General features: G+C 44.8%; 22 protein-coding genes. 12 read left to right on the top strand and 10 right to left on the bottom strand.

Going from position 1 to position 17,805, the window contains the following annotated elements; genetic code table 11:
- Nucleotides 1–81 precede the first annotated feature (81 nt).
- Nucleotides 82–1,587, top strand: coding sequence for a coproporphyrinogen III oxidase (locus M1D98_RS05230; protein ID WP_268574236.1), 1,506 nt, complete (start codon nt 82–84; stop codon nt 1,585–1,587).
- Nucleotides 1,588–1,808: 221 nt separating this feature from the next.
- On the opposite strand, the gene khtU is transcribed toward M1D98_RS05230, so the two are convergent.
- The 3 genes from khtU to M1D98_RS05245 form a co-directional block, all read right to left on the bottom strand.
- On the bottom strand, nt 1,809–3,026 hold the full coding sequence (gene khtU / locus M1D98_RS05235) for a K(+)/H(+) antiporter subunit KhtU (protein WP_435576779.1): 1,218 nt from the start codon (nt 3,024–3,026) through the stop codon (nt 1,809–1,811).
- Nucleotides 3,027–3,033: 7 nt separating this feature from the next.
- Nucleotides 3,034–3,531 carry a K(+)/H(+) antiporter subunit KhtT gene (gene khtT / locus M1D98_RS05240; RefSeq protein ID WP_010329234.1) on the bottom strand — a complete coding sequence of 166 codons (498 nt, stop codon included), beginning with the start codon at nt 3,529–3,531 and terminating at the stop codon, nt 3,034–3,036.
- Between the two features lie 61 nt (nt 3,532–3,592).
- Nucleotides 3,593–3,910 carry a hypothetical protein gene (locus M1D98_RS05245; protein ID WP_010329235.1) on the bottom strand — a complete coding sequence of 106 codons (318 nt, stop codon included), beginning with the start codon at nt 3,908–3,910 and terminating at the stop codon, nt 3,593–3,595.
- Between the two features lie 185 nt (nt 3,911–4,095).
- Between M1D98_RS05245 and M1D98_RS05250 the strand changes: the two genes are divergently transcribed.
- Nucleotides 4,096–4,863: an enoyl-CoA hydratase gene (locus M1D98_RS05250; protein ID WP_268551735.1), complete on the top strand. Its 768-nt coding sequence runs from the start codon at nt 4,096–4,098 to the stop codon at nt 4,861–4,863.
- 20 nt (nt 4,864–4,883) lie between these two features.
- On the opposite strand, the gene M1D98_RS05255 is transcribed toward M1D98_RS05250, so the two are convergent.
- Nucleotides 4,884–5,069 (bottom strand): YhzD family protein, encoded by a 186-nt coding sequence (locus M1D98_RS05255; RefSeq protein ID WP_010329237.1) that lies wholly within the window; start codon nt 5,067–5,069, stop codon nt 4,884–4,886.
- A gap of 126 nt (nt 5,070–5,195) precedes the next feature.
- On the opposite strand from M1D98_RS05255, the gene M1D98_RS05260 reads away from it, so the two are divergent.
- From M1D98_RS05260 to yhaL, 6 genes are all read left to right on the top strand, one after another.
- Nucleotides 5,196–6,092, top strand: coding sequence for an ATP-binding cassette domain-containing protein (locus M1D98_RS05260; protein WP_435576780.1), 897 nt, complete (start codon nt 5,196–5,198; stop codon nt 6,090–6,092).
- Nucleotides 6,085–7,344 carry an ABC transporter permease gene (locus tag M1D98_RS05265; RefSeq protein WP_010329239.1) on the top strand — a complete coding sequence of 420 codons (1,260 nt, stop codon included), beginning with the start codon at nt 6,085–6,087 and terminating at the stop codon, nt 7,342–7,344. Before M1D98_RS05260 ends, M1D98_RS05265 begins: the two co-directional genes overlap by 8 nt.
- A gap of 106 nt (nt 7,345–7,450) precedes the next feature.
- Entirely contained in the window at nt 7,451–8,677 is a 1,227-nt protein-coding gene (locus tag M1D98_RS05270) for a metallophosphoesterase family protein (protein ID WP_456280063.1), read from the top strand.
- A 4-nt stretch (nt 8,678–8,681) separates the two neighbouring features.
- The gene (locus M1D98_RS05275) at nt 8,682–11,579 is read left to right on the top strand and encodes an AAA family ATPase (RefSeq protein WP_435576895.1); all 2,898 of its coding nucleotides are present in this window, start codon (nt 8,682–8,684) and stop codon (nt 11,577–11,579) included.
- A 73-nt stretch (nt 11,580–11,652) separates the two neighbouring features.
- Nucleotides 11,653–12,597, top strand: coding sequence for a 3'-5' exoribonuclease YhaM (gene yhaM, locus M1D98_RS05280; RefSeq protein WP_010329242.1), 945 nt, complete (start codon nt 11,653–11,655; stop codon nt 12,595–12,597).
- 124 nt (nt 12,598–12,721) lie between these two features.
- Complete coding sequence (gene yhaL / locus M1D98_RS05285) at nt 12,722–12,934, top strand: sporulation protein YhaL (protein ID WP_010329243.1); 213 nt, start codon at nt 12,722–12,724, stop codon at nt 12,932–12,934.
- Between the two features lie 40 nt (nt 12,935–12,974).
- Here yhaL and M1D98_RS05290 read toward each other — a convergent pair whose 3' ends face one another.
- Complete coding sequence (locus M1D98_RS05290) at nt 12,975–13,841, bottom strand: peptidylprolyl isomerase (protein WP_010329244.1); 867 nt, start codon at nt 13,839–13,841, stop codon at nt 12,975–12,977.
- A gap of 159 nt (nt 13,842–14,000) precedes the next feature.
- On the opposite strand from M1D98_RS05290, the gene yhzE1 reads away from it, so the two are divergent.
- Together yhzE1 and yhzE2 are read left to right on the top strand one after the other, a co-directional pair.
- Complete coding sequence (gene yhzE1 / locus M1D98_RS05295; RefSeq protein ID WP_003327753.1) at nt 14,001–14,087, top strand: sporulation protein YhzE1; 87 nt, start codon at nt 14,001–14,003, stop codon at nt 14,085–14,087.
- Between the two features lie 123 nt (nt 14,088–14,210).
- Entirely contained in the window at nt 14,211–14,297 is an 87-nt protein-coding gene (yhzE2, locus tag M1D98_RS05300) for a sporulation protein YhzE2 (protein WP_003155248.1), read from the top strand.
- Nucleotides 14,298–14,352: 55 nt separating this feature from the next.
- Here the strand turns inward: yhzE2 and M1D98_RS05305 are convergent, their stop codons facing one another.
- Nucleotides 14,353–14,535, bottom strand: coding sequence for a hypothetical protein (locus tag M1D98_RS05305; RefSeq protein WP_082022485.1), 183 nt, complete (start codon nt 14,533–14,535; stop codon nt 14,353–14,355).
- Nucleotides 14,536–14,642: 107 nt separating this feature from the next.
- The gene (locus M1D98_RS05310) at nt 14,643–15,161 is read right to left on the bottom strand and encodes a DUF3267 domain-containing protein (RefSeq protein ID WP_010329245.1); all 519 of its coding nucleotides are present in this window, start codon (nt 15,159–15,161) and stop codon (nt 14,643–14,645) included.
- A 207-nt stretch (nt 15,162–15,368) separates the two neighbouring features.
- Here M1D98_RS05310 and M1D98_RS05315 point away from each other — a divergent pair, with 207 nt between their 5' ends.
- Nucleotides 15,369–15,710, top strand: coding sequence for a YhaI family protein (locus M1D98_RS05315; protein WP_010329246.1), 342 nt, complete (start codon nt 15,369–15,371; stop codon nt 15,708–15,710).
- Here M1D98_RS05315 and M1D98_RS05320 read toward each other — a convergent pair.
- Together M1D98_RS05320 and M1D98_RS05325 are read right to left on the bottom strand one after the other, a co-directional pair.
- Nucleotides 15,707–16,318 carry an HTH-type transcriptional regulator Hpr gene (locus tag M1D98_RS05320; protein WP_010329247.1) on the bottom strand — a complete coding sequence of 204 codons (612 nt, stop codon included), beginning with the start codon at nt 16,316–16,318 and terminating at the stop codon, nt 15,707–15,709. The two genes, M1D98_RS05315 and M1D98_RS05320, sit on opposite strands and share 4 nt — an antisense overlap.
- Before the next feature lie 177 nt (nt 16,319–16,495).
- Nucleotides 16,496–16,852: a YtxH domain-containing protein gene (locus tag M1D98_RS05325; protein ID WP_010329248.1), complete on the bottom strand. Its 357-nt coding sequence runs from the start codon at nt 16,850–16,852 to the stop codon at nt 16,496–16,498.
- Between the two features lie 129 nt (nt 16,853–16,981).
- Here M1D98_RS05325 and M1D98_RS05330 point away from each other — a divergent pair, with 129 nt between their 5' ends.
- Nucleotides 16,982–17,173 carry a hypothetical protein gene (locus M1D98_RS05330; protein ID WP_010329249.1) on the top strand — a complete coding sequence of 64 codons (192 nt, stop codon included), beginning with the start codon at nt 16,982–16,984 and terminating at the stop codon, nt 17,171–17,173.
- A gap of 73 nt (nt 17,174–17,246) precedes the next feature.
- On the opposite strand, the gene M1D98_RS05335 is transcribed toward M1D98_RS05330, so the two are convergent.
- Complete coding sequence (locus tag M1D98_RS05335) at nt 17,247–17,765, bottom strand: tryptophan transporter (protein ID WP_010329250.1); 519 nt, start codon at nt 17,763–17,765, stop codon at nt 17,247–17,249.
- Between the last annotated feature and the right edge of the window lie 40 nt (nt 17,766–17,805).

The raw sequence follows: 17,805 nt of genomic DNA on the forward strand, positions 1-17,805 counted from the left end.
GGCTTTTTTGCCGGATTGATTTTAGCGGTTTATTTCTGTACACTAAAGAAAGTTTTGAATTTGATAAATTAGGTGATGAAGTTGCAAATTAAAATAGAAGGCATACATGATGACCGCCTGCATCGGCCTCTGCAAAATATTGCAAATTTGTTTTATGAAGAGTGCGAGCTTGTGTACGGCGGAGAGGAGCACGCAGATGTTGTCATTTCTTTAGACTGCTTACAAACGGAAGAGCGTGTGACGGTTTCGGGAGAGGTGAAGGAAACTGGCATCACGGAACAGCATACAAAATCTTTCTCTCCCGACATGAATGAAAAAGAAGTTTTTAAGCAAGTGAAAAACACGATTTCGTATGTATATCTCAACCTTCTTCAAGCGCACACGGGCATCACGCAAAAGTGGGGAATCCTTACAGGAATCCGGCCGACAAAGCTGCTTCATAAAAAGCTGCAAAGCGGAATGCCGAAGGAGCAAGCGCATGCAGAATTGAGAAAAGACTATTTAATTCACGATGAGAAAATCGAATTAATGCAGGACATTGTTGACCGGCAGCTGGCGGCAGTGCCGGATTTGTATCAAGTGAAAGATGAAGTCAGTATTTATATTGGCATTCCGTTTTGTCCGACAAAATGCGCGTATTGCACATTTCCTGCGTATGCCATCCAAGGGCAGGCGGGCAGAGTCGGCTCATTCTTATGGGGGCTGCATTACGAAATGCAGAAAATCGGTGAATGGCTGAAGAAGCATAATGTGAAGGTGACAACCATTTATTTTGGCGGCGGGACGCCGACAAGCATTACAGCGGAGGAAATGGATCTGCTGTATGAAGAAATGGTCCGCTCCTTCCCGGATGTGAAACACATTCGCGAGATTACAGTGGAAGCTGGCCGCCCTGACACGATTACAGAAGAAAAGCTCGCCGTTTTAAACAAATATGACATTGACCGAATCAGCATCAATCCGCAATCCTATGAAAACGAAACGCTAAAGGCGATCGGACGGCATCATACGGTTGAAGAGACCATTGAGAAATATCATCTGTCCCGCCGGCACGGCATGAATAATATCAACATGGACTTGATTATCGGATTGCCTGGAGAAGGCGTGAAGGAGTTCAGACACAGCCTTGCAGAAACGGAAAAGCTGATGCCGGAATCTCTTACCGTTCATACGCTTTCCTTTAAACGGGCGTCAGAAATGACGAGAAACAAGCATAAGTACAAGGTCGCCGGCAGGGAAGAGGTTTCTCAAATGATGGATGACGCGGTAGCCTGGACGAAAAAACATGGATACATGCCTTATTATTTATACCGCCAGAAAAACATCCTTGGAAACCTTGAAAACGTCGGATACTCTTTGCCGGGACAAGAAAGCATCTACAACATCATGATTATGGAAGAGGTGCAGACGATTATCGGAATCGGCTGCGGCGCGGCAAGTAAATTTATTGACCGCGATACAGGGAAGATCACGCACTTTGCCAATCCGAAAGATCCGAAATCGTACAATGAGCGATTTGAGCACTACACGGAGGAAAAAATCAACTATTTAGAGCAGATTTTTGTGAAAACGACAAAGCAGCACTGATCACAGTGCTGCTTTCAGCGTGTCGACAAACCCTCGCATTCGTTGTCAGTCCTGCGCGTTGGTGCTCACGAATCATAACATTCGCTCCGCTCCAATGCTCGTCCTTCCTAGACTTCAAGGGTTTTCAATCACGCTGAAAAGGTGACAAAGTCCTAAAACAAAAACCGTTTTAGGACTTTGTCTACAATCTGAAGACAGCACTGATCACAGTGCTGCTTTTTTTATCCCCGTTTTCTTGCAGGCTGAACATCGGGCTTCCATTTAAATACTTTGTTCAGCAGGCGGTAGATTCGTTTTGATTCCTTTGTTAAAAGCGGTCCTAAAATCGCCAGAATGAGGACATATAAGGCGGCAAACGGCTTTAATGTGGCTGACAGGCCGCCGGCTATCCCGAGGTTCGCAACAATAATCGAAAACTCTCCCCGTGATACGATCGTCAGTCCGATATTGGACGAAGCCTTATGAGAAAGCCCTGCGCGTCGTCCGGCAACCATTCCGGCGATAAAGTTTCCGAGAATGGTCAGAATCACTGCACCCAATGCAAGCCAAACCGCGTCACCAAGCGAAAACGGGTCAATGCTGAGGCCGAAGCTGAAAAAGAACATCGCGCCGAAGAAGTCACGAAACGGAACGACAAGATGCTCAATTCGATCAGAATGCTCTGTTTCCGAAAAAACCAATCCGAGCAGCAGCGCGCCGATCGCTTCCGCTACATGAATTGTCTCTGAAAACCCGGCGATAAAAAAGAGCGCGGCGAAAATGACGATAATAAACACTTCGTTTGAGCGAATGTCCAACAGTTTATTCAACAGCGGCGGGAGCTTTCTTGCTGCGATAAAAAACAGCAGCATATAACCGAAGGCGATCAAAATGGACAAGAACGCACTCCCGACTGATGTCGCATCACCTAACACAAGGCCGGAAACAACGGACAAATATACGGCAAGGAAGATATCTTCAAACATAATGATGCCGAGGATCAGCTCGGTTTCCGGATTGGCTGTTCTTTTTAAATCGACGAGCACTTTTGCGACAATCGCACTTGATGAGATCGTAATAACGCCTGCGAGGACGAGGACTTCCAGAAAAGAGAACCCGGTGATAAACCCGTAAAGCAGTCCGAGGCTGAAATTGATCAAGATATAAATCGTTCCGCCGACCGCGATTGATTTTCCCGACTTAACCAACTTTCCGACGGAGAATTCGAGTCCGAGATAGAACAGCAGGAACAGCACGCCCATTCGCCCGAAAAACGCGATGATTTCACTGCTTTCTATAAATGTAAGGTCAATAATCCCCGCTTTGGGCGCATGCGGTCCAAGCAGCATGCCCAGCACAATCAGAAACGGAATAATCGAAAATTTAATTTTATTGGCGATCACACTGGCAATCGCCACAAGCACAAGCGCTGTCCCGACTTCAAATACAAGATGGTCCATCGGCCGTTCACACGCCCTCTCCAGAAAGAAAATCGTGAATCAGCTTCTTCAGATGCTTTCTTTCACCTGAGAGGACAAGGGTGTCATTTTCTTCAATAACCGAATCGGCTCCGGGGTGCAAAAGCTTTTCCTGGCTGTGCTTGATGATGGCGATGACAGTGACATCGCAATTCTGGCGGATATCAAGCTCCCCGAGTGTGCGCCCGATCGATTTGGCGCCTTTTTCGACTTTAAACCATTCAATAATGAGATCGCTGAAAGCCATTTCGATGGACTCCAGTGTTTGCGGTTTATAGACCATGCCACCTAGAATAGCGGCAACTTGCCTTGCTTCAGAATCATCCAATGAGATATTGGAAAGAAGCTCATCCGGGTCGCGGTCATGAAAGCGATAAATTTCTCTTCTTCCGTCATCGTGAATGATAATGGTCATCTTTTCGTGGCTTCTCGTTTCGATTTCAAATTTTTTGCCGATGCCCGGCAGATCGTTTTCTTTAATATTCAATGAAAATCCCTCCGAATGTAGTGTTGGCCAAGTGGGTCTGTTACAAACAAAACTTGATCATTTATATTCGGAGGTAATTAGACTGGTATTTGACAGGGACGGCGCAAACCTTTTCCAGCCTGTTTATCAGCGGTTCGTCAAGAGGCTTCACAGACAGCTGCCTGATAGAATGCGCCAGCGGACTGTACTCTTTGTTCAGCTCTGCGATGGACAGGCTGCCCGGCGAAGGCGTTTTGGCCGACTGAGTTTCCTGAGGATATGAGGACATAGGCACATAGCTGTCGGTGGTTTCTTCAAGCTGGGAAGGCAGAACCACGTCCGAAGGGGGAAAGTACACCACAAATAAACTTAACAGTAAACTGACTATCAATTTATCCATGCTTCCCCTCCTCCTTTTCTCATACTCATATCCTTTCTTTCACTATATAAAACTTTATGTTTCCACTCAAATAATATGCGTTTTTCAGTATCTATTGATCTTGAAAAATAAAAAGGTTTATTTGAGGATGGCGGGGAATGTATAAGAGAAAGAAAAAAGCAAACGCATACATGGAGGTGTTTCATATGGAGTTTATTCAGTATGAAGTGAATGGAGCCGTTGCAGAGATTATCCTGAATCGCCCTGATGCCCACCATGCCTTGAATGAACAGATGCTGTCTGAACTGAAAGAGGCGGTTGAAAAGGCGGCTGAAAGCGAGGCGCTCATCGTCCTTCTGAGAGGAACCGGGAAAGGTTTTTCGGCCGGCGGAGATATCCGGATGATGACATCAGAGCATGACCCTGATCAATTTAAGCGGCTGATGGATACGATTGAAGCTGTCACGCTGTCGTTATATCAGATGAAGAAAGTGACAATTGCAGCTATTCACGGCGCTGCTGCGGGACTGGGCTTGAGTTTGGCGCTCTGCGCTGATATTGTGCTCGCGGAAAAAAACGCCGTTCTCGCGATGAATTTTATCGGCATTGGGCTTGTTCCAGACGGCGGAGGGCATTATTTGCTGAAGAAAAGAATAGGGGAAGCGAAGGCGAAAAAGCTGATTTGGAGCGGGAAAAAATGTTCCGCCGCGGAAGCCGCCGATATGGGGCTCCTTGACGGAACATTTGCCGGAGACCCTGCGGAAGGTGCAAGACCATTTATCGAAACCCTGTTGGCCTCACCTTTATTGGCGATGATCGAAACGAAAGCGATTTTTCAAAGCCTTCAGCTTGAAGAACTGAAAATGGTGCTTGCCCTTGAACGCAGCGCTCAAGAGAAAATGAGAAGAACCAAGGATCATCAGGAAGGAATCCGTGCCTTTTTGGAAAAACGAGAGCCGAGGTTTCAAGCGTAACAGATCAGCCGGAAAGCTGATCATCTTTGAAACAAAATCAGCTTTCCGGCTGCATTGACTACACGATGGGTATGACTATAAAGGTCTTTTTCTTTTAACAAGGCTTCACCACGCCATTTAGCCGCTTCTTCATTTTCCGCCTCGAACTGCTCGTTCATCAGTATTTCCCCAGAAGGATCAAAAGCTGTAAGGAAATAATCAGCCATCAGGTCTCCCCTCCATTTTAAGGTTTATCAATCTATCTATATTTATATTCTAATACGGAAATGAAAATCCTTTATTAAATTTGATCCAAAACTAGTATATAATGGGTCAAGGAAGGAGGAGATACGGTGCTTAAGATTGATCACGTAACAAAGACATTTGGAGCTGATAAAGCTGTTGACGGACTGAACTTAGACATTCCGGAACAGCAAATGTTCGGTCTTCTAGGCGCAAACGGAGCGGGTAAAACGACGACGTTTCGCATGATTCTTGGTTTATTAAGCATTACGGAGGGCTCAATCAGCTGGAAAGGCCGTCCTGTGAATTACAATATCAGCAACAAAATCGGTTATTTGCCGGAAGAACGGGGCCTTTATCCGAAAATGAAGGTAAAGGATCAGCTTGTCTACCTTGCCAGATTAAAAGGGATGGAGAAGCAGGAGGCTGTTAGAGAGCTTGGCACATGGCTTGAACGGTTCAATATAACAGATTACGAGAATAAGAAGGTGGAAGAGCTTTCGAAGGGAAACCAGCAAAAAATCCAATTCATTTCGGCTGTTTTGCATAAGCCGGAGCTATTGATTCTTGATGAACCGTTCAGCGGTCTGGACCCTGTCAATGTTGAGCTGTTAAAAGAGGCTGTGATTTCTCTGAAAAACAGCGGTGTTTCTATTTTATTTTCCAGCCACCGGATGGAGCATGTGGAGGAGCTTTGTGAGAACCTTTGCATCCTGCAGAAAGGAAGGCCGGTTGTGCAAGGCAAACTGAAGGAGATCAAGCGTTCCTTCGGAAAAAAGAATGTTACCATTCACTCCGATGACGATCTGGGTTTTTTGCAGTCTCATGAAGGCATTCTCCAATGGAAGGAAACGGCTGGCGGCGTCAAGCTGCAGATCGCTAATGAAGACATGTCTCAAGAGATCTTTGCCATGCTCCAAGGAAAAGGGTTTATCAGAAAGTTTGAGCTTGAAGAGCCGTCACTGCATGATATTTTTATAGAAAAGGTGGGGGCTGTCTATGAATAAATTTTGGATCATGCTTTCTCATACATATAAAAATAAGATAATGTCAAAATCTTTTATTATCTCGACTGTCATTACGGTACTGCTTGTATTAGTTGTAACGAATCTGGAGTCGATCATTTCTTCTTTTCAAGGTGATGATGCGAAAGAGAAAATCGCTGTTGTTGATGAAACAAACGAATTATATCCAATTTTCTCGAGGCAGCTGAAAGCGGTGGATACAAACGGTGATCTTGATGTGAAGCAGTCGAAGCAATCCGCTGACGAGGTCACAAAGCAAGTCAAAGATGAAACGCTTGATGGCATGCTGATCATCAAACGAGATGAAAAAGGGGCCATTTCAGGAACGTATAAAGCGTTAACGATTTCTGATGATAGCACGTATCAAACGTTGCAGCAGGCGCTGACGCAAACCAAAACAGCTGTCGGAACAGCGGAGCTCGGCGTTTCGCAGGAAACGATCAGCAGCCTTTATGCGCCTGTTGCTGTCGGGCAGGAGGTACTGAAAGAAGGGGCGAAGTCTGAGGAAGAGCTTGGCCAGACAGTAGGGCTTGTTTACATTATGCTGTTTGTCATTTATTTCTCAGTCATTATGTATGCCAGCATGATTGCGATGGAGGTCGCAACCGAAAAATCCTCGCGCGTCATGGAAATATTGATCTCAAGCATGCCGCCGATCCAGCAGATGTTTGCAAAGCTGCTTGGCATCGGGCTTGTCGGAATCACGCAGCTTGCTGTCATTATTGCTGTCGGCTCTCTGTCGCTTAAGCTGAACAAAACGGGTGAAACAGCTTCATCTGTCGGCGGTTTTCTTAATCTGACCGACGTTTCCGCAACCACTGTCGTCTATGCTGTGATTTTCTTTTTGCTCGGATACTTTTTATACGCGACACTCGCCGCATTTCTTGGCAGTGTCGTCAGCAGAATAGAGGACGTGCAGCAAACGATCACGCCGATGACGCTTTTGGTTGTCGCCGGTTTTATGATCGCGATGTTTGGCTTGAGTACACCTGACGCAGGATTTATTACGGTAACCTCGTTTATTCCTTTCTTTACGCCAATGATTATGTTTTTGCGCGTTGGGATGCTTGATATTCCGTTTTGGCAGGCAGCTACTGGAATTGGAATCACATTGCTTACCATCGTCATACTGGCCGTCATCGGCGCCAGAATTTACAAAGGCGGTGTGTTGGTTTACAGCAATTCAAGCGCATTCAAAGCAATCAAACAAGCGCTTCGTTTAGCGAAAAATTGATTAAAAAACAGCCTGGGAATCCTCAGGCTGTTTCTTTTTTGACAGAACGTGCATTCGTAAGAATTCGGTGCTAAAATAAGGGTACTTCATCCTGGAAAGGAGCAGAATGTTGACTGATCTAACCTTTATTCATGCGGCAGATCTTCATCTCGACAGCCCGTTTTACGGAATATCGCATCTGCCGGAACCGATTTTTGCCCGGATTAAAGAAAGCACGTTTGCAAGCGTGAGACATATCATGGACGCCGCAGTGAGAGAAAACGTTGATTTCATTTTGCTTGCGGGGGATTTGTTTGATGAAGCCAATCGAAGCTTAAAGGCGCAGCTCTTTTTGAAGAAACAGTTTGAGAGACTGAGAGAAAGCGGGATTTCAGTTTATGTGATCTTTGGAAACCACGATCATCTGGGCGGGGAGTGGACGCCGATTGAATGGCCTGAGAATGTCCACATCTTTTCGTCGGCTGTTCCTGAAGAAAAATCGTTTTATAAAGAAGGCAGGCGCTTAGCGAGCATTTACGGCTTTAGTTATCAGGAAAGAGCCGTGACGGAAAACCAAGCCGCCCGCTATCGGAGGTCGACTGACGCGCCTTTTCATATCGGTATGCTTCACGGTACGCTATCAGGAGCTGAAGGACATGATCCGTATTGCCCGTTTACACATGACGATCTCGTGAAGAGCGGAATGGATTATTGGGCGCTTGGCCATATTCATAAACGCCAGATTCTTTCTGCCGAGTACCCCGCGGTCATCTATCCGGGAAACACGCAAGCACGCCATATGAAGGAGACCGGGGATAAAGGCTATTATCTCGTTCGTGTGGCAAACGGAGACATATCGTATGACTTTCAGAAAGCGCACGATGTCCTGTGGGAAAAAGCGGCAGTTGATGTGACGGAGGCCAAGAATATGACCGTCCTTTTCCAAATGGTTGAAGACGCGTTTTCGAAGCTGCGGACAAAGGGCAGCCCTGTTTGTGTCAGGCTTGTATTGCAAGGGACCGCGCCGCAATGGCTGCTGGAGGCGCCAAGAGGCACTTTGGATGAGCTTCTTGAAGCGTTTCAGGAGCAAGAGGCCGAGGAGGAACACTTCATTTGGCCGTTCTCATTGGAAGACGAAACAGAACATGAAACAAACCTTACAAACCTTGATCCTTTTTTTGGCGGTTTATTTGCAGATATTGACCGCGGCGATCTGTCAGCTGTGCTGGAAGGGCTTGAGCGGCATCCTGTGTATAGAAGGCATGCGGACCGGTTTAGCCAAGAGGAGGTAAAGGAAATAAAAGAGCAGGCACAGATTTTATTGAAAAGACAGCTTAAGGTGCTTGAAACATGAGGCGGTGAACGCTTTGCGAATTAAATCTTTACATATCTACCAATACGGGAAATTTTCCAACCGCACCTTTCACTTTTCCGCCTCACCTGTCCAATTAATCTACGGATTAAATGAGGCAGGAAAAACGACGATCATGTCATTTATTGAAAGCATGCTGTTTGGTTTTCCGAAAACGAAAAAATATGAACCGAAAACAGGCGGTGTCTACGGTGGTTTTCTTGAAGCTGAACATCCAGAATTTGGGCTGTTGAAGATCGAAAGGACGAAAGGGACCGCCGAAAAGCTAAGAGTGTACACAGAAAAGGGCGAAGTGAAGCAGGGAGATGTTTTAAAGCAGCTGTTTCAAGGCACGGACAGGGCGCTGTACAAAGCCATTTATTCGTTTGATGTATTCGGGCTGCAGGAAATTCACGCTTTTAATCGGGACAAGATTGGGGAGTTTTTGCTGTTTTCCAGCTTGTTTGGCGCTGAAGCCGTATCGAAGCTTGATTCAAAGCTGACAAAGGAAAGCGAAAGGCTCTATAAACCAAACGGGCGGAATCCTCAATTAAATCAGGAGCTGGAAACGCTTAAGCAGCTGGCAGCGAAGCTAAAACAGGCTGAAGCAGAGGAAGCGGGCTATCATCAGCTCCTTGAGAAAAAAAGAACGCTCGAAGCCCGTCTTGCAGCTGCAGAAACCGAATTGAAAGAAGCGGCAGGACATATCCGAACCATTGAGGGAGCGATTGAGCTGAAACCGTTGCTAGATGAAAAAGCGGCTCTCGAACAGGCGATGGCACAATATCCGGAGCAGGCAGGACAATTTCCTGCTGACGGACTGCATCAGCTGGAAAAATATGAATCCCACCTTCACCCGAAATCCGCGCAGCTTGAGGCGCTTCGGGTGAAGATGGCGGAACTGGACAAACAGATGCAAAAGCTTAACCCAGATCAAGAAATGTTGGCGAAAGAAGCGCTGATACAAGAACTTTCGGCAGCGTTCCATCTGTATCAATCCTACGGAGAACAGCTCGCCGCCATTCAGGCACAGCTGCGCCAATCGTCCGCACAGACAGCGGCCGGACTGGAACAGCTCAATCAAACGGATGAAAATGAGCTTCTGAATATGAACACGTCATATGACTATGAATGGCAGCTTCAGCAGGCGGTGCAGCAATATGTGCAGGCAAGAGACAGAAAACGGCAGCTTGATGAGACGTTTGAGCTTGCCCGCCAAGAGCTGGAGGAGGCGGAAAAGGCCGTTCATGCCGCTTCATCCGCCATCCTAGAAAACAGCGATAGAAAAGAGAAAGAAGCCGCCCTAAAAGCATATGATGAAGCACAGGGGCATCATCAGGAGCAAGCGAAACTGCGAGAACAGCTGAAGTATGTTGAAAGGCAGCAGGTGAAACAAAAAAAGACTGTCATGGCAGCTGGTATGTTGTTCATTGTTCTCTTTCTGCTGCTGCAGCAATGGATTCCCGCCATCTGCATCGGCGCTGCACTTATTGTGTATTGGCTTGCATCAGGTAAACAAACAACGTCTTCCCGAAACAGCCGGGAGAACGGACAGCCAATGGCGGATATGCCGCCGGCAGAAGCCGAAGCGCTTAGAGAAGCGTTATGGGAGGATGACCGAAATAAACAGCATCTCATCACACAGCGGGCAGTGCTCCAGCAAAAAGAGGCGGCTTATGAAAGGGTTATCCAGCAGTTTGAACAGTGGGAAGCCGATATGGCCCCGTCCTTTGCTCAGGTCGAGCGTTTTATGAAAGAGCTCAGATTCAAGGAAGATCCGTCTTTTTTGCTTGATGCATACAATTTGATGAAGGATGTCAAAAAAGAAGTGAAGAAAAAGCATGAGCTGACAATTGAAGCAGGCAGGCTGAAAAAGCACCGTCGAATCTTTGAGGAGCGGGTCAACAAGCTTCTTCCTGCTGATCAGAGTGAGCATATCTCCATCTCGGACGCTCTACATACATTGCGGAACAATGTTGAACGTGAAAAAGAAATTGAGAAGCAGAAAAAGGGAATGGAAACAGATAGTCATTATGCAAGGGAGCAGCTGCTGGAGCTTGAACAAGAAACACAGTATTTTCAAACGCGGATCGAACAGTTATTTTCCGCGGCGGGTGCGAAAGACAGAAATGAGTTTTGTGCTTTAGCTGATATTAGCAGGCAATTGAAGGAGACAGAGAACAAGCTCCATCACGTAAACGCGCAGCTTCAAGGCGGACACCCGGAGGAGCTTGAACTGGCGGCTTCCCATACACTTTCTGAATTGAAAAGCAAGCAAATCATTGAGAGTGAAAGAACAGCGCAGCTGACTGAAGAGATCGAGCAGCTTCGCAGTCAGGCCGCAATGCTCTTCGTTAAACAAGATCAATTAGAGGCCTCAGGATTGGTTTCAGATCTCAAGCTGCAAATGGAAATGCAAAAAGAACGTGTGAAAGACACAGCTAAAAAATGGTCTTCAATCCAAATGATCAAACAAGTGATCCGAAACAAATTGGAGCGGCATAAAAAAGTCGAGCTCCCGCGCCTTCTGGAGACGGCGGGAGAATTTGTCCGACCGCTGACTGACGGAAGCTACCGAACGATTTATTTTTCTGAAACCGATGATTCCATGATGGTCACGCATAGTGATGGCACTGTCTATCATGCGGAAGAGCTGTCGCAGGGAACGTGTGAGCAGTTGTATACAGCGATCCGATTTGCTTTGGCGGTTACGCGTCAGGATGAGGCAATGCTCCCGTTCCAGCTTGACGACAGCTTTGTTCATTTTGATCAGGAAAGGCTCAAACGTGTAGTAGATGTTTTATATGATTTATCTATAGGAGGCAGGCAAATTTTGTATTTTACATGCCATGAGCATGTAAAGAATGCGTTTCAAAGCAGCCAAATCATTGATTTGGGGCTATAAAAGAGGTTCTATAGCTGTCAATCGGTATGTGATATACTGATATTATGTAAGATACGGAGGGAGCTTTAATAGAATGGCTAAAGGGATTATGCTACATGAGGTTGGCGAACAGGTGGACCAATATCTATTGATTAAATCCTTGACGAAAGGGATTGCCAGCAATGGGAAACCGTTTTTAACGCTGATGCTGCAAGATCAGTCAGGCGATATTGAAGCGAAGCTGTGGGATGCCAAGCAAAGTGACGAAGTGACCTATGCGCCGCAGACGATTGTGAAGGTCGTGGGGGATGTCCACCATTACCGCGGGCGCACCCAGCTGAAGCTGAGAAATATCAGGCCGGCGGGCGAGCATGAAAACGTCAGTATTGATGATTTTTTAGAAACCGCGCCAATTCCGAAAAATGAAATGATGGATACCATCACTCAATATATATTTGAAATGAAAAATCCGAATATCCAGCGGATCACAAGGTTTTTAGTCAAAAAACACGAAGCAGAGTTTATGGATTATCCAGCGGCTACGAAAAACCACCATGAGTTTGTTTCAGGTTTAGCGTATCATGTTGTCTCGATGCTGAATCTGGCGAAATCGATTGCGGATTTATATCCTTCTCTTGACCGTGATCTGCTTTATGCCGGCGTGATCCTGCATGATCTCGGAAAAGTGAAAGAGCTGTCCGGCCCTGTTTCCACGTCGTATACGGTCGAAGGCAATTTGCTCGGCCATATTTCGATTATGGTCACAGAGCTGTCAAAAGCGGCTGAGGAGCTTCAAATCGATTCTGAAGAGGTGTTAATTCTTCAGCACTTGATTTTGAGCCACCACGGCAAAGCGGAATGGGGCAGCCCGAAACCGCCGATGGTGAAAGAAGCGGAAATCCTGCACTATATAGACAACCTGGATGCAAAAATGAATATGATGGACAGAGCGCTCGAGCGCGTGAAGCCGGGTGAGTACACTGAACGTGTATTCGCGCTGGAAAACCGTTCCTTTTACAAACCGACTTTTCATAAATAACCAAAAAGGACTGATGCTGAACCATTCAGGTCAGTCCTTTTTTATGCGCGTTTGCCGCTCATAACTCGTCTCATTCCCGCATAGATTTAAGAATAAAGAATCTATGCAAAAGGGGGAGAAGCCCGTGTTATTTTTTCCGTGGTGGGTGTATCTTTGTATTGTAGGCATCATTTTCAGTGCATATAAACTTGTGGCGGCAGCCAAAGAGGAAGAAAAAGCAGATCAGTCCTTTATTGAAAAAGAAGGGCAGATATATATGGAGAGGATGGAAAAGGAGAGAGAGCGCCGCAGTTCTCAGCAGACTGAAGACGAAAATCAAAACCATTCCATCGCATAAAAAAGCTGTGCAGCTCAATGAGTCTGCACAGCTTTTTTTATTATTTAGAACTAGAAGTGCTGTCGCTTTCTGAAGATGTTTTAAATGTGTCTTTCAGATCTTTATCTTTTACTTCAATGTCAGCTTTCTTCATGACTTTTTGAACAGCTTCCTGAACGGCTGCGTTGTCATTTAGCTTTTGTTCAAGAACTTCAGATTTCAGTTCTTTTTTCATGTCATCGTATTTGCCGCGTTCTTCTGTCTTTTTAATAATGTGATAGCCGTATTGTGATTTGACAGGATCACTGACTTCATCTGTTTTTAGTTTAAATGCAGCTTTGCTGAATTCTTCCACCATACCATCTTTTGCGAACCAGCCAAGGTCGCCGCCTTGAGAAGATGAAGCAGTGTCTGTAGAATATTCTTTTGCAAGGTCTTCAAATTTCTCGCCTTTTTTCAGCTTTTTCTCTACTTCTTCAGCTGTCTTTTTATCAGCGACTAGGATGTGGCTTGCGCGGATTTTGTCTTTTAAGCCTTCCCAGTACTCTTTCGTATCAGCATCTGTTACTTTGATTTTATCTTTAGCCGCTTTTTGTGTAAGCAATTCATATTTTACCTGCTCTTTAAGGTAATTCTTTCCATATTGTTCTTCAAGAGCAGTATATTGATCGCCAAGCTGTGTTTTGTATTCTTTCAGCTTTTTGTCAATTTCTTTATCTGTTACTTTATATTTCTCGTCTAATACTTTTTCTTGCACCAGCTGTGTCAGGACGCTTGCACCAGCTGTTTTCTTCATGTTTGTGTAGAGCTCGCCTTTCGTTACATCGCCTGCGTCTGTTTTTGCGATGACTTCTTTGTCGCCGCCGCTGCAAGCACTGAGAGCGAGGATGCTTGTCGCGGTGATAGCTGCTATTGTGATTTTTTTCATTGTTTTCAAACACTCCTAATCATTCCAAATTAAATTACCTAAGCGTATCATAACACATTGTAGCTACCTGTAAAAAGATTTTAAATAACGGGCATTCGTCTAGTCAAACTTTTGCTGACGGCATACTTATATATTGATCAAGAAAAGGAGGTATGTAACATGAGCGGAGGATACTCTAACGGTTTCGCATTGCTTGTCGTACTGTTCATTTTGCTTATCATCGTAGGTGCAGCATACATCTACTAAGCAGCCCAGGGATCGCTTGCAAGATAAGCGATCCTTTATTTTCCTAGCGCCTAATCGTTTCAATCGTGAATTGCATAAGATGTAATTGGAAAATAAAGCTTTTTACAGGAGGTGCTTTTTAAGATGGGTGAAGTATTTGCAGGCGGTTTCGCTTTATTGGTTGTGTTATTTATTTTATTGATTATCATCGGCGCTTCTTGGCTGTACTAATCAAAATAAAAAGCATAGCTGCAAAATCAGCAGCTATGCTTTTTTTCATACATAATTACACAGTAAAGGAGATCTCGACGAATGAAGAGATCAGTAAAATTAATATAGATATATTGATAAAACGGAATACCTTATCCTGCCGTTCTTCAGGAATCTCTCTGACAAGGCATAATGTATTGGTGAGCCTGTTTATGAAATATAAAATAAACACGGCAGCCACGATAAAATAGAATAAAATGATGGGAGATTCCCCCTCTCTCTGAACTGTCCCATATTACATTACCAAATATTTATTAAAAAAGATAGAATGCAAATTGAAAAATCGCCGCTAGCGACAAGGTTTGGCTACTTTTCAACAAGAATATCCAAGCCATCTGCTTCCTGATCAATGAAAGCGGCTTTCGGCGCTTGTATGAGCTTGAGGGCCAGCAAGAAATCAGGCAGACAGTAGCCGGCATGGATGCCCGAAATCATACAGAAATAATGAGCGTGATTCGGAAAAGCCAGCGCGGCGTAAAACAATACAGGCGTTATCAGCAAGAACGGGCTTACGAGTGAAATCAGCATTGTCGTTTTTGGTATTCGTTTCCATGCGGGCATGCGCAAGATGGTAAACTTTTTATCTAATTTTCTTTTTTTGCAGATGATCGGCAGGACATGGATGACTTTATGTACAAATAAAATAACGACGAGCAAACCGCCGAATAAAGCTACATATTCATCGCTTAAGCTGGTGCCGGGGCGAAGCAGCTCAAATGCTAAAAAGGTCGATATAAAAACAAAAATCATAAAACATACAGCAATTAGTATGAGGCGAACGGCGCCATAATCCTTCATGAGATTTATGGTCTTCCAGCAATTCATTAAAGTCATCCTTCCATACATCTTGAATAGAATCTCAAAATAATTTACTCCTCCTATGAGAAAAAATCAATGCTTTTTTAAGAAAAAAAATCATCCGGAAGGTATTTTTTTGAAATAGGCAAACAAACAGCGAAATATAGGGTTAGAACTTTCTTCTCAGTGAATTATCAGCTAAAATAAGATTAAAGATAGAAAGAAGTGGTGTGGATGGATTCGATGGATCATCGCATTGAGCGATTAGAATATTACATACAATTATTAGTGAAAACAGTAGATATGGACAGGTACCCTTTCTATGCGCTTCTCATTGACAAAGGGCTGAGCAGGGAAGAAGGGGAAGAGGTGTTAAGGATATGCGTTGAATTGTCAGAAGAGCTGGCAGCACAAAAAGCGCAAGGGTTTGTAACCTTCGATAAGCTCCTTGCGCTTTTTGCCGGACAGCTGAATGAAAAATTAGATGTTCATGAAACGATTTTTGCCCTGTACGAGCAGGGGCTTTATCAAGAGCTGATGGAAGTCTTTATCGGCATCATGAAGCACTTTGATTAACTGTTTACAGGTTCGAGCTCTTCTGCCGGTTCATCCGCAGCACTGTCCTTTGCTTTTTTCTTCAGTTTTCCGTTTTCGCTTTCAAAGTCATGGTCAATATTGGTGAGTGACGTTTCGAAAATTTCCATAAAATCATCGCCGTAGATATGGCGTATCATACACATCAGTTCTGCCACTTCAGGGAATTTTCCGAATAAATGATAAAGTGGCTGTGACCCTTTAAAAACCGCGTTGCGAGTCGGATCAAATTCCTCAAGCAAGCTCCAGAATACCTCAGTTCCTTCCTCAGTCAATTGGACGTATGTGTTCCGTTTATCATTCAGCCGTTTGGAGAACCTTAAATATCCTCTCTCTTCCAGCTTTTTTGAAAAGTTGAATGCGGTTGATACGTGCATGACGCCGAATTTCGCGATTTCAGAAATGGAAGCTCCATTCAATTGGTACGCAATCCATAAAATATGATGCTCATTAATATTCAGGTCATACGGTTTAAGCCATTGCTGCCAATCCTTCTCGATCGATTTCCAAAGAGCCTTGCTAAGCTGAGCCATTTTCTGGGTAAAGACCAGAGCCTCTTTCACATCATAGGGCGGTTCCACTCGATTCATTACGTCACCTGCTTCTCTTTTTCTTTTTCTCTATTATGCCAATAAAATAAAGATTAATAAAGATGAAAATGTAAGAATTTTTTAATAAATTCTCCATCCATTGCTATGAGAGGCTTTTTAGGCAAAAAAAAATGCGGGACCCATTTTGGCCCGCATTTTTTTCTTTTGAATAGGATATTAGTTTTGTAAGGTTTTCTCCAGCTGTTTGATCTTTTCTTCAATATCAGCGATTTCTTTTTGCAGATCCTGCTGATGAGGTTTGATCTCTTCCTGCCATTTTTTAATTGACGTTTGGAGCTCGCCGCTCACATCTTTAATGACATCTGTGCTTTCTTTTGCCGCTTTGATCAGCTGGTCTTTTAACGCAAGCCCGTCCGATTTTAAGCGTTTGATTGTTTCCTCGAAAGAATCATAATTGGTTTTCATTTTTTCACGCAGCTGCGCTCCTGAAGAAGGTGCAGTAAGTAGAACTGCTGCCCCTCCGATAATGCCGCCTACGAATAGTCCTGTTAGCAGAGAACGTCCGTCCGCCATTACAATCACCCCGTCTTTTTCTTGAAAATAGGATTCATTCAGTATGTTTCATTTTTGTTGAAAGCTTGAACTTCTATACATAGCTTGCTTTATTTTAGCATATTTTTTAAGTGAAAAGGAGGGAGAAGGTTGTCTGTCTTTACGATTGTGTTATCCTGCATCACCCTTGCCTTCGCTTCGGGCGCTGTTTACTATCTCAGACTCCTCAGCCAGGCTGCTTCTTATCCGCCCAAGAAGGTCATCCGGCAGAAAGCGCTCGTTTGTTCAACCGGAACCGCCTTTACACTATGTCTTATCTTTTTCACAAAACTCTTTGCTTAAAACATGCTGACGTGCTGCGGACTCTCTGTCGAAAAAAACCTCTCCCGGAAGCGGAAGAGGTTTTGGGTGACAATTATTCAGCAGCTTCCATAAAGCTCGAACGTCTTAAAATGGATTGTACAATCGGATAAATCACGATCAGTGCGATTGTATTCAGTACAGCGGCCGGCAGAACAACAGCCGCGAACAATGCGGCAAAACCGCCAGGCAAACCGACAATCAAAAAAGCTGACGATAAAAATACAATTCCCGATAAGATGGTCCCGATCGCTGTCAGCACAGCGGCTGCACCTGTTTTCTGGCTCTTTCTGCACAAGAGAAACAGGGTGAAGAACAGAAACGCGGACACGGGTTTATCGATGATGTTGGGAATCTGTCCGGCTGGAAATGCGGTTGTAAGCGCGGAAATGATTCCGGTGACAATCCCGATAGTGAGTACATTTTGCACCCGCGGGAACAGAAGGACGCCCAGGAACATCATGACTAACATCATATCTGGTTTCATGCCGCCTAAAAAAGGCGGAATAATGGAATGAAGCGCTGCGCCGATTGCGGCAAACAGAGCCATAATAACTAACTCTTTCGTTTTCATATCTATGCTCTCCTCTGCTAAGCTTTTTGCCCTCCAATAA

It is taken from the genome of Bacillus sp. K7 (assembly GCF_053903245.1).

Bases quoted from the DNA above. Each gene is read 5' to 3' on its own strand.
- khtU (WP_435576779.1), bottom strand. From the start codon at position 3,026: ATGGACCATCTTGTATTTGAAGTCGGGACAGCGCTTGTGCTTGTGGCG.
- M1D98_RS05245 (WP_010329235.1), bottom strand. From the start codon at position 3,910: ATGGATAAATTGATAGTCAGTTTACTGTTAAGTTTATTTGTGGTGTAC.
- M1D98_RS05250 (WP_268551735.1), top strand. From the start codon at position 4,096: ATGGAGTTTATTCAGTATGAAGTGAATGGAGCCGTTGCAGAGATTATC.
- M1D98_RS05255 (WP_010329237.1), bottom strand. From the start codon at position 5,069: ATGGCTGATTATTTCCTTACAGCTTTTGATCCTTCTGGGGAAATACTG.
- M1D98_RS05265 (WP_010329239.1), top strand. From the start codon at position 6,085: ATGAATAAATTTTGGATCATGCTTTCTCATACATATAAAAATAAGATA.
- M1D98_RS05270 (WP_456280063.1), top strand. From the start codon at position 7,451: ATGTTGACTGATCTAACCTTTATTCATGCGGCAGATCTTCATCTCGAC.
- yhaM (WP_010329242.1), top strand. From the start codon at position 11,653: ATGGCTAAAGGGATTATGCTACATGAGGTTGGCGAACAGGTGGACCAA.
- M1D98_RS05290 (WP_010329244.1), bottom strand. From the start codon at position 13,841: ATGAAAAAAATCACAATAGCAGCTATCACCGCGACAAGCATCCTCGCT.
- yhzE1 (WP_003327753.1), top strand. From the start codon at position 14,001: ATGAGCGGAGGATACTCTAACGGTTTCGCATTGCTTGTCGTACTGTTC.
- yhzE2 (WP_003155248.1), top strand. From the start codon at position 14,211: ATGGGTGAAGTATTTGCAGGCGGTTTCGCTTTATTGGTTGTGTTATTT.
- M1D98_RS05310 (WP_010329245.1), bottom strand. From the start codon at position 15,161: ATGAATTGCTGGAAGACCATAAATCTCATGAAGGATTATGGCGCCGTT.
- M1D98_RS05315 (WP_010329246.1), top strand. From the start codon at position 15,369: ATGGATTCGATGGATCATCGCATTGAGCGATTAGAATATTACATACAA.
- M1D98_RS05320 (WP_010329247.1), bottom strand. From the start codon at position 16,318: ATGAATCGAGTGGAACCGCCCTATGATGTGAAAGAGGCTCTGGTCTTT.
- M1D98_RS05325 (WP_010329248.1), bottom strand. From the start codon at position 16,852: ATGGCGGACGGACGTTCTCTGCTAACAGGACTATTCGTAGGCGGCATT.
- M1D98_RS05335 (WP_010329250.1), bottom strand. From the start codon at position 17,765: ATGAAAACGAAAGAGTTAGTTATTATGGCTCTGTTTGCCGCAATCGGC.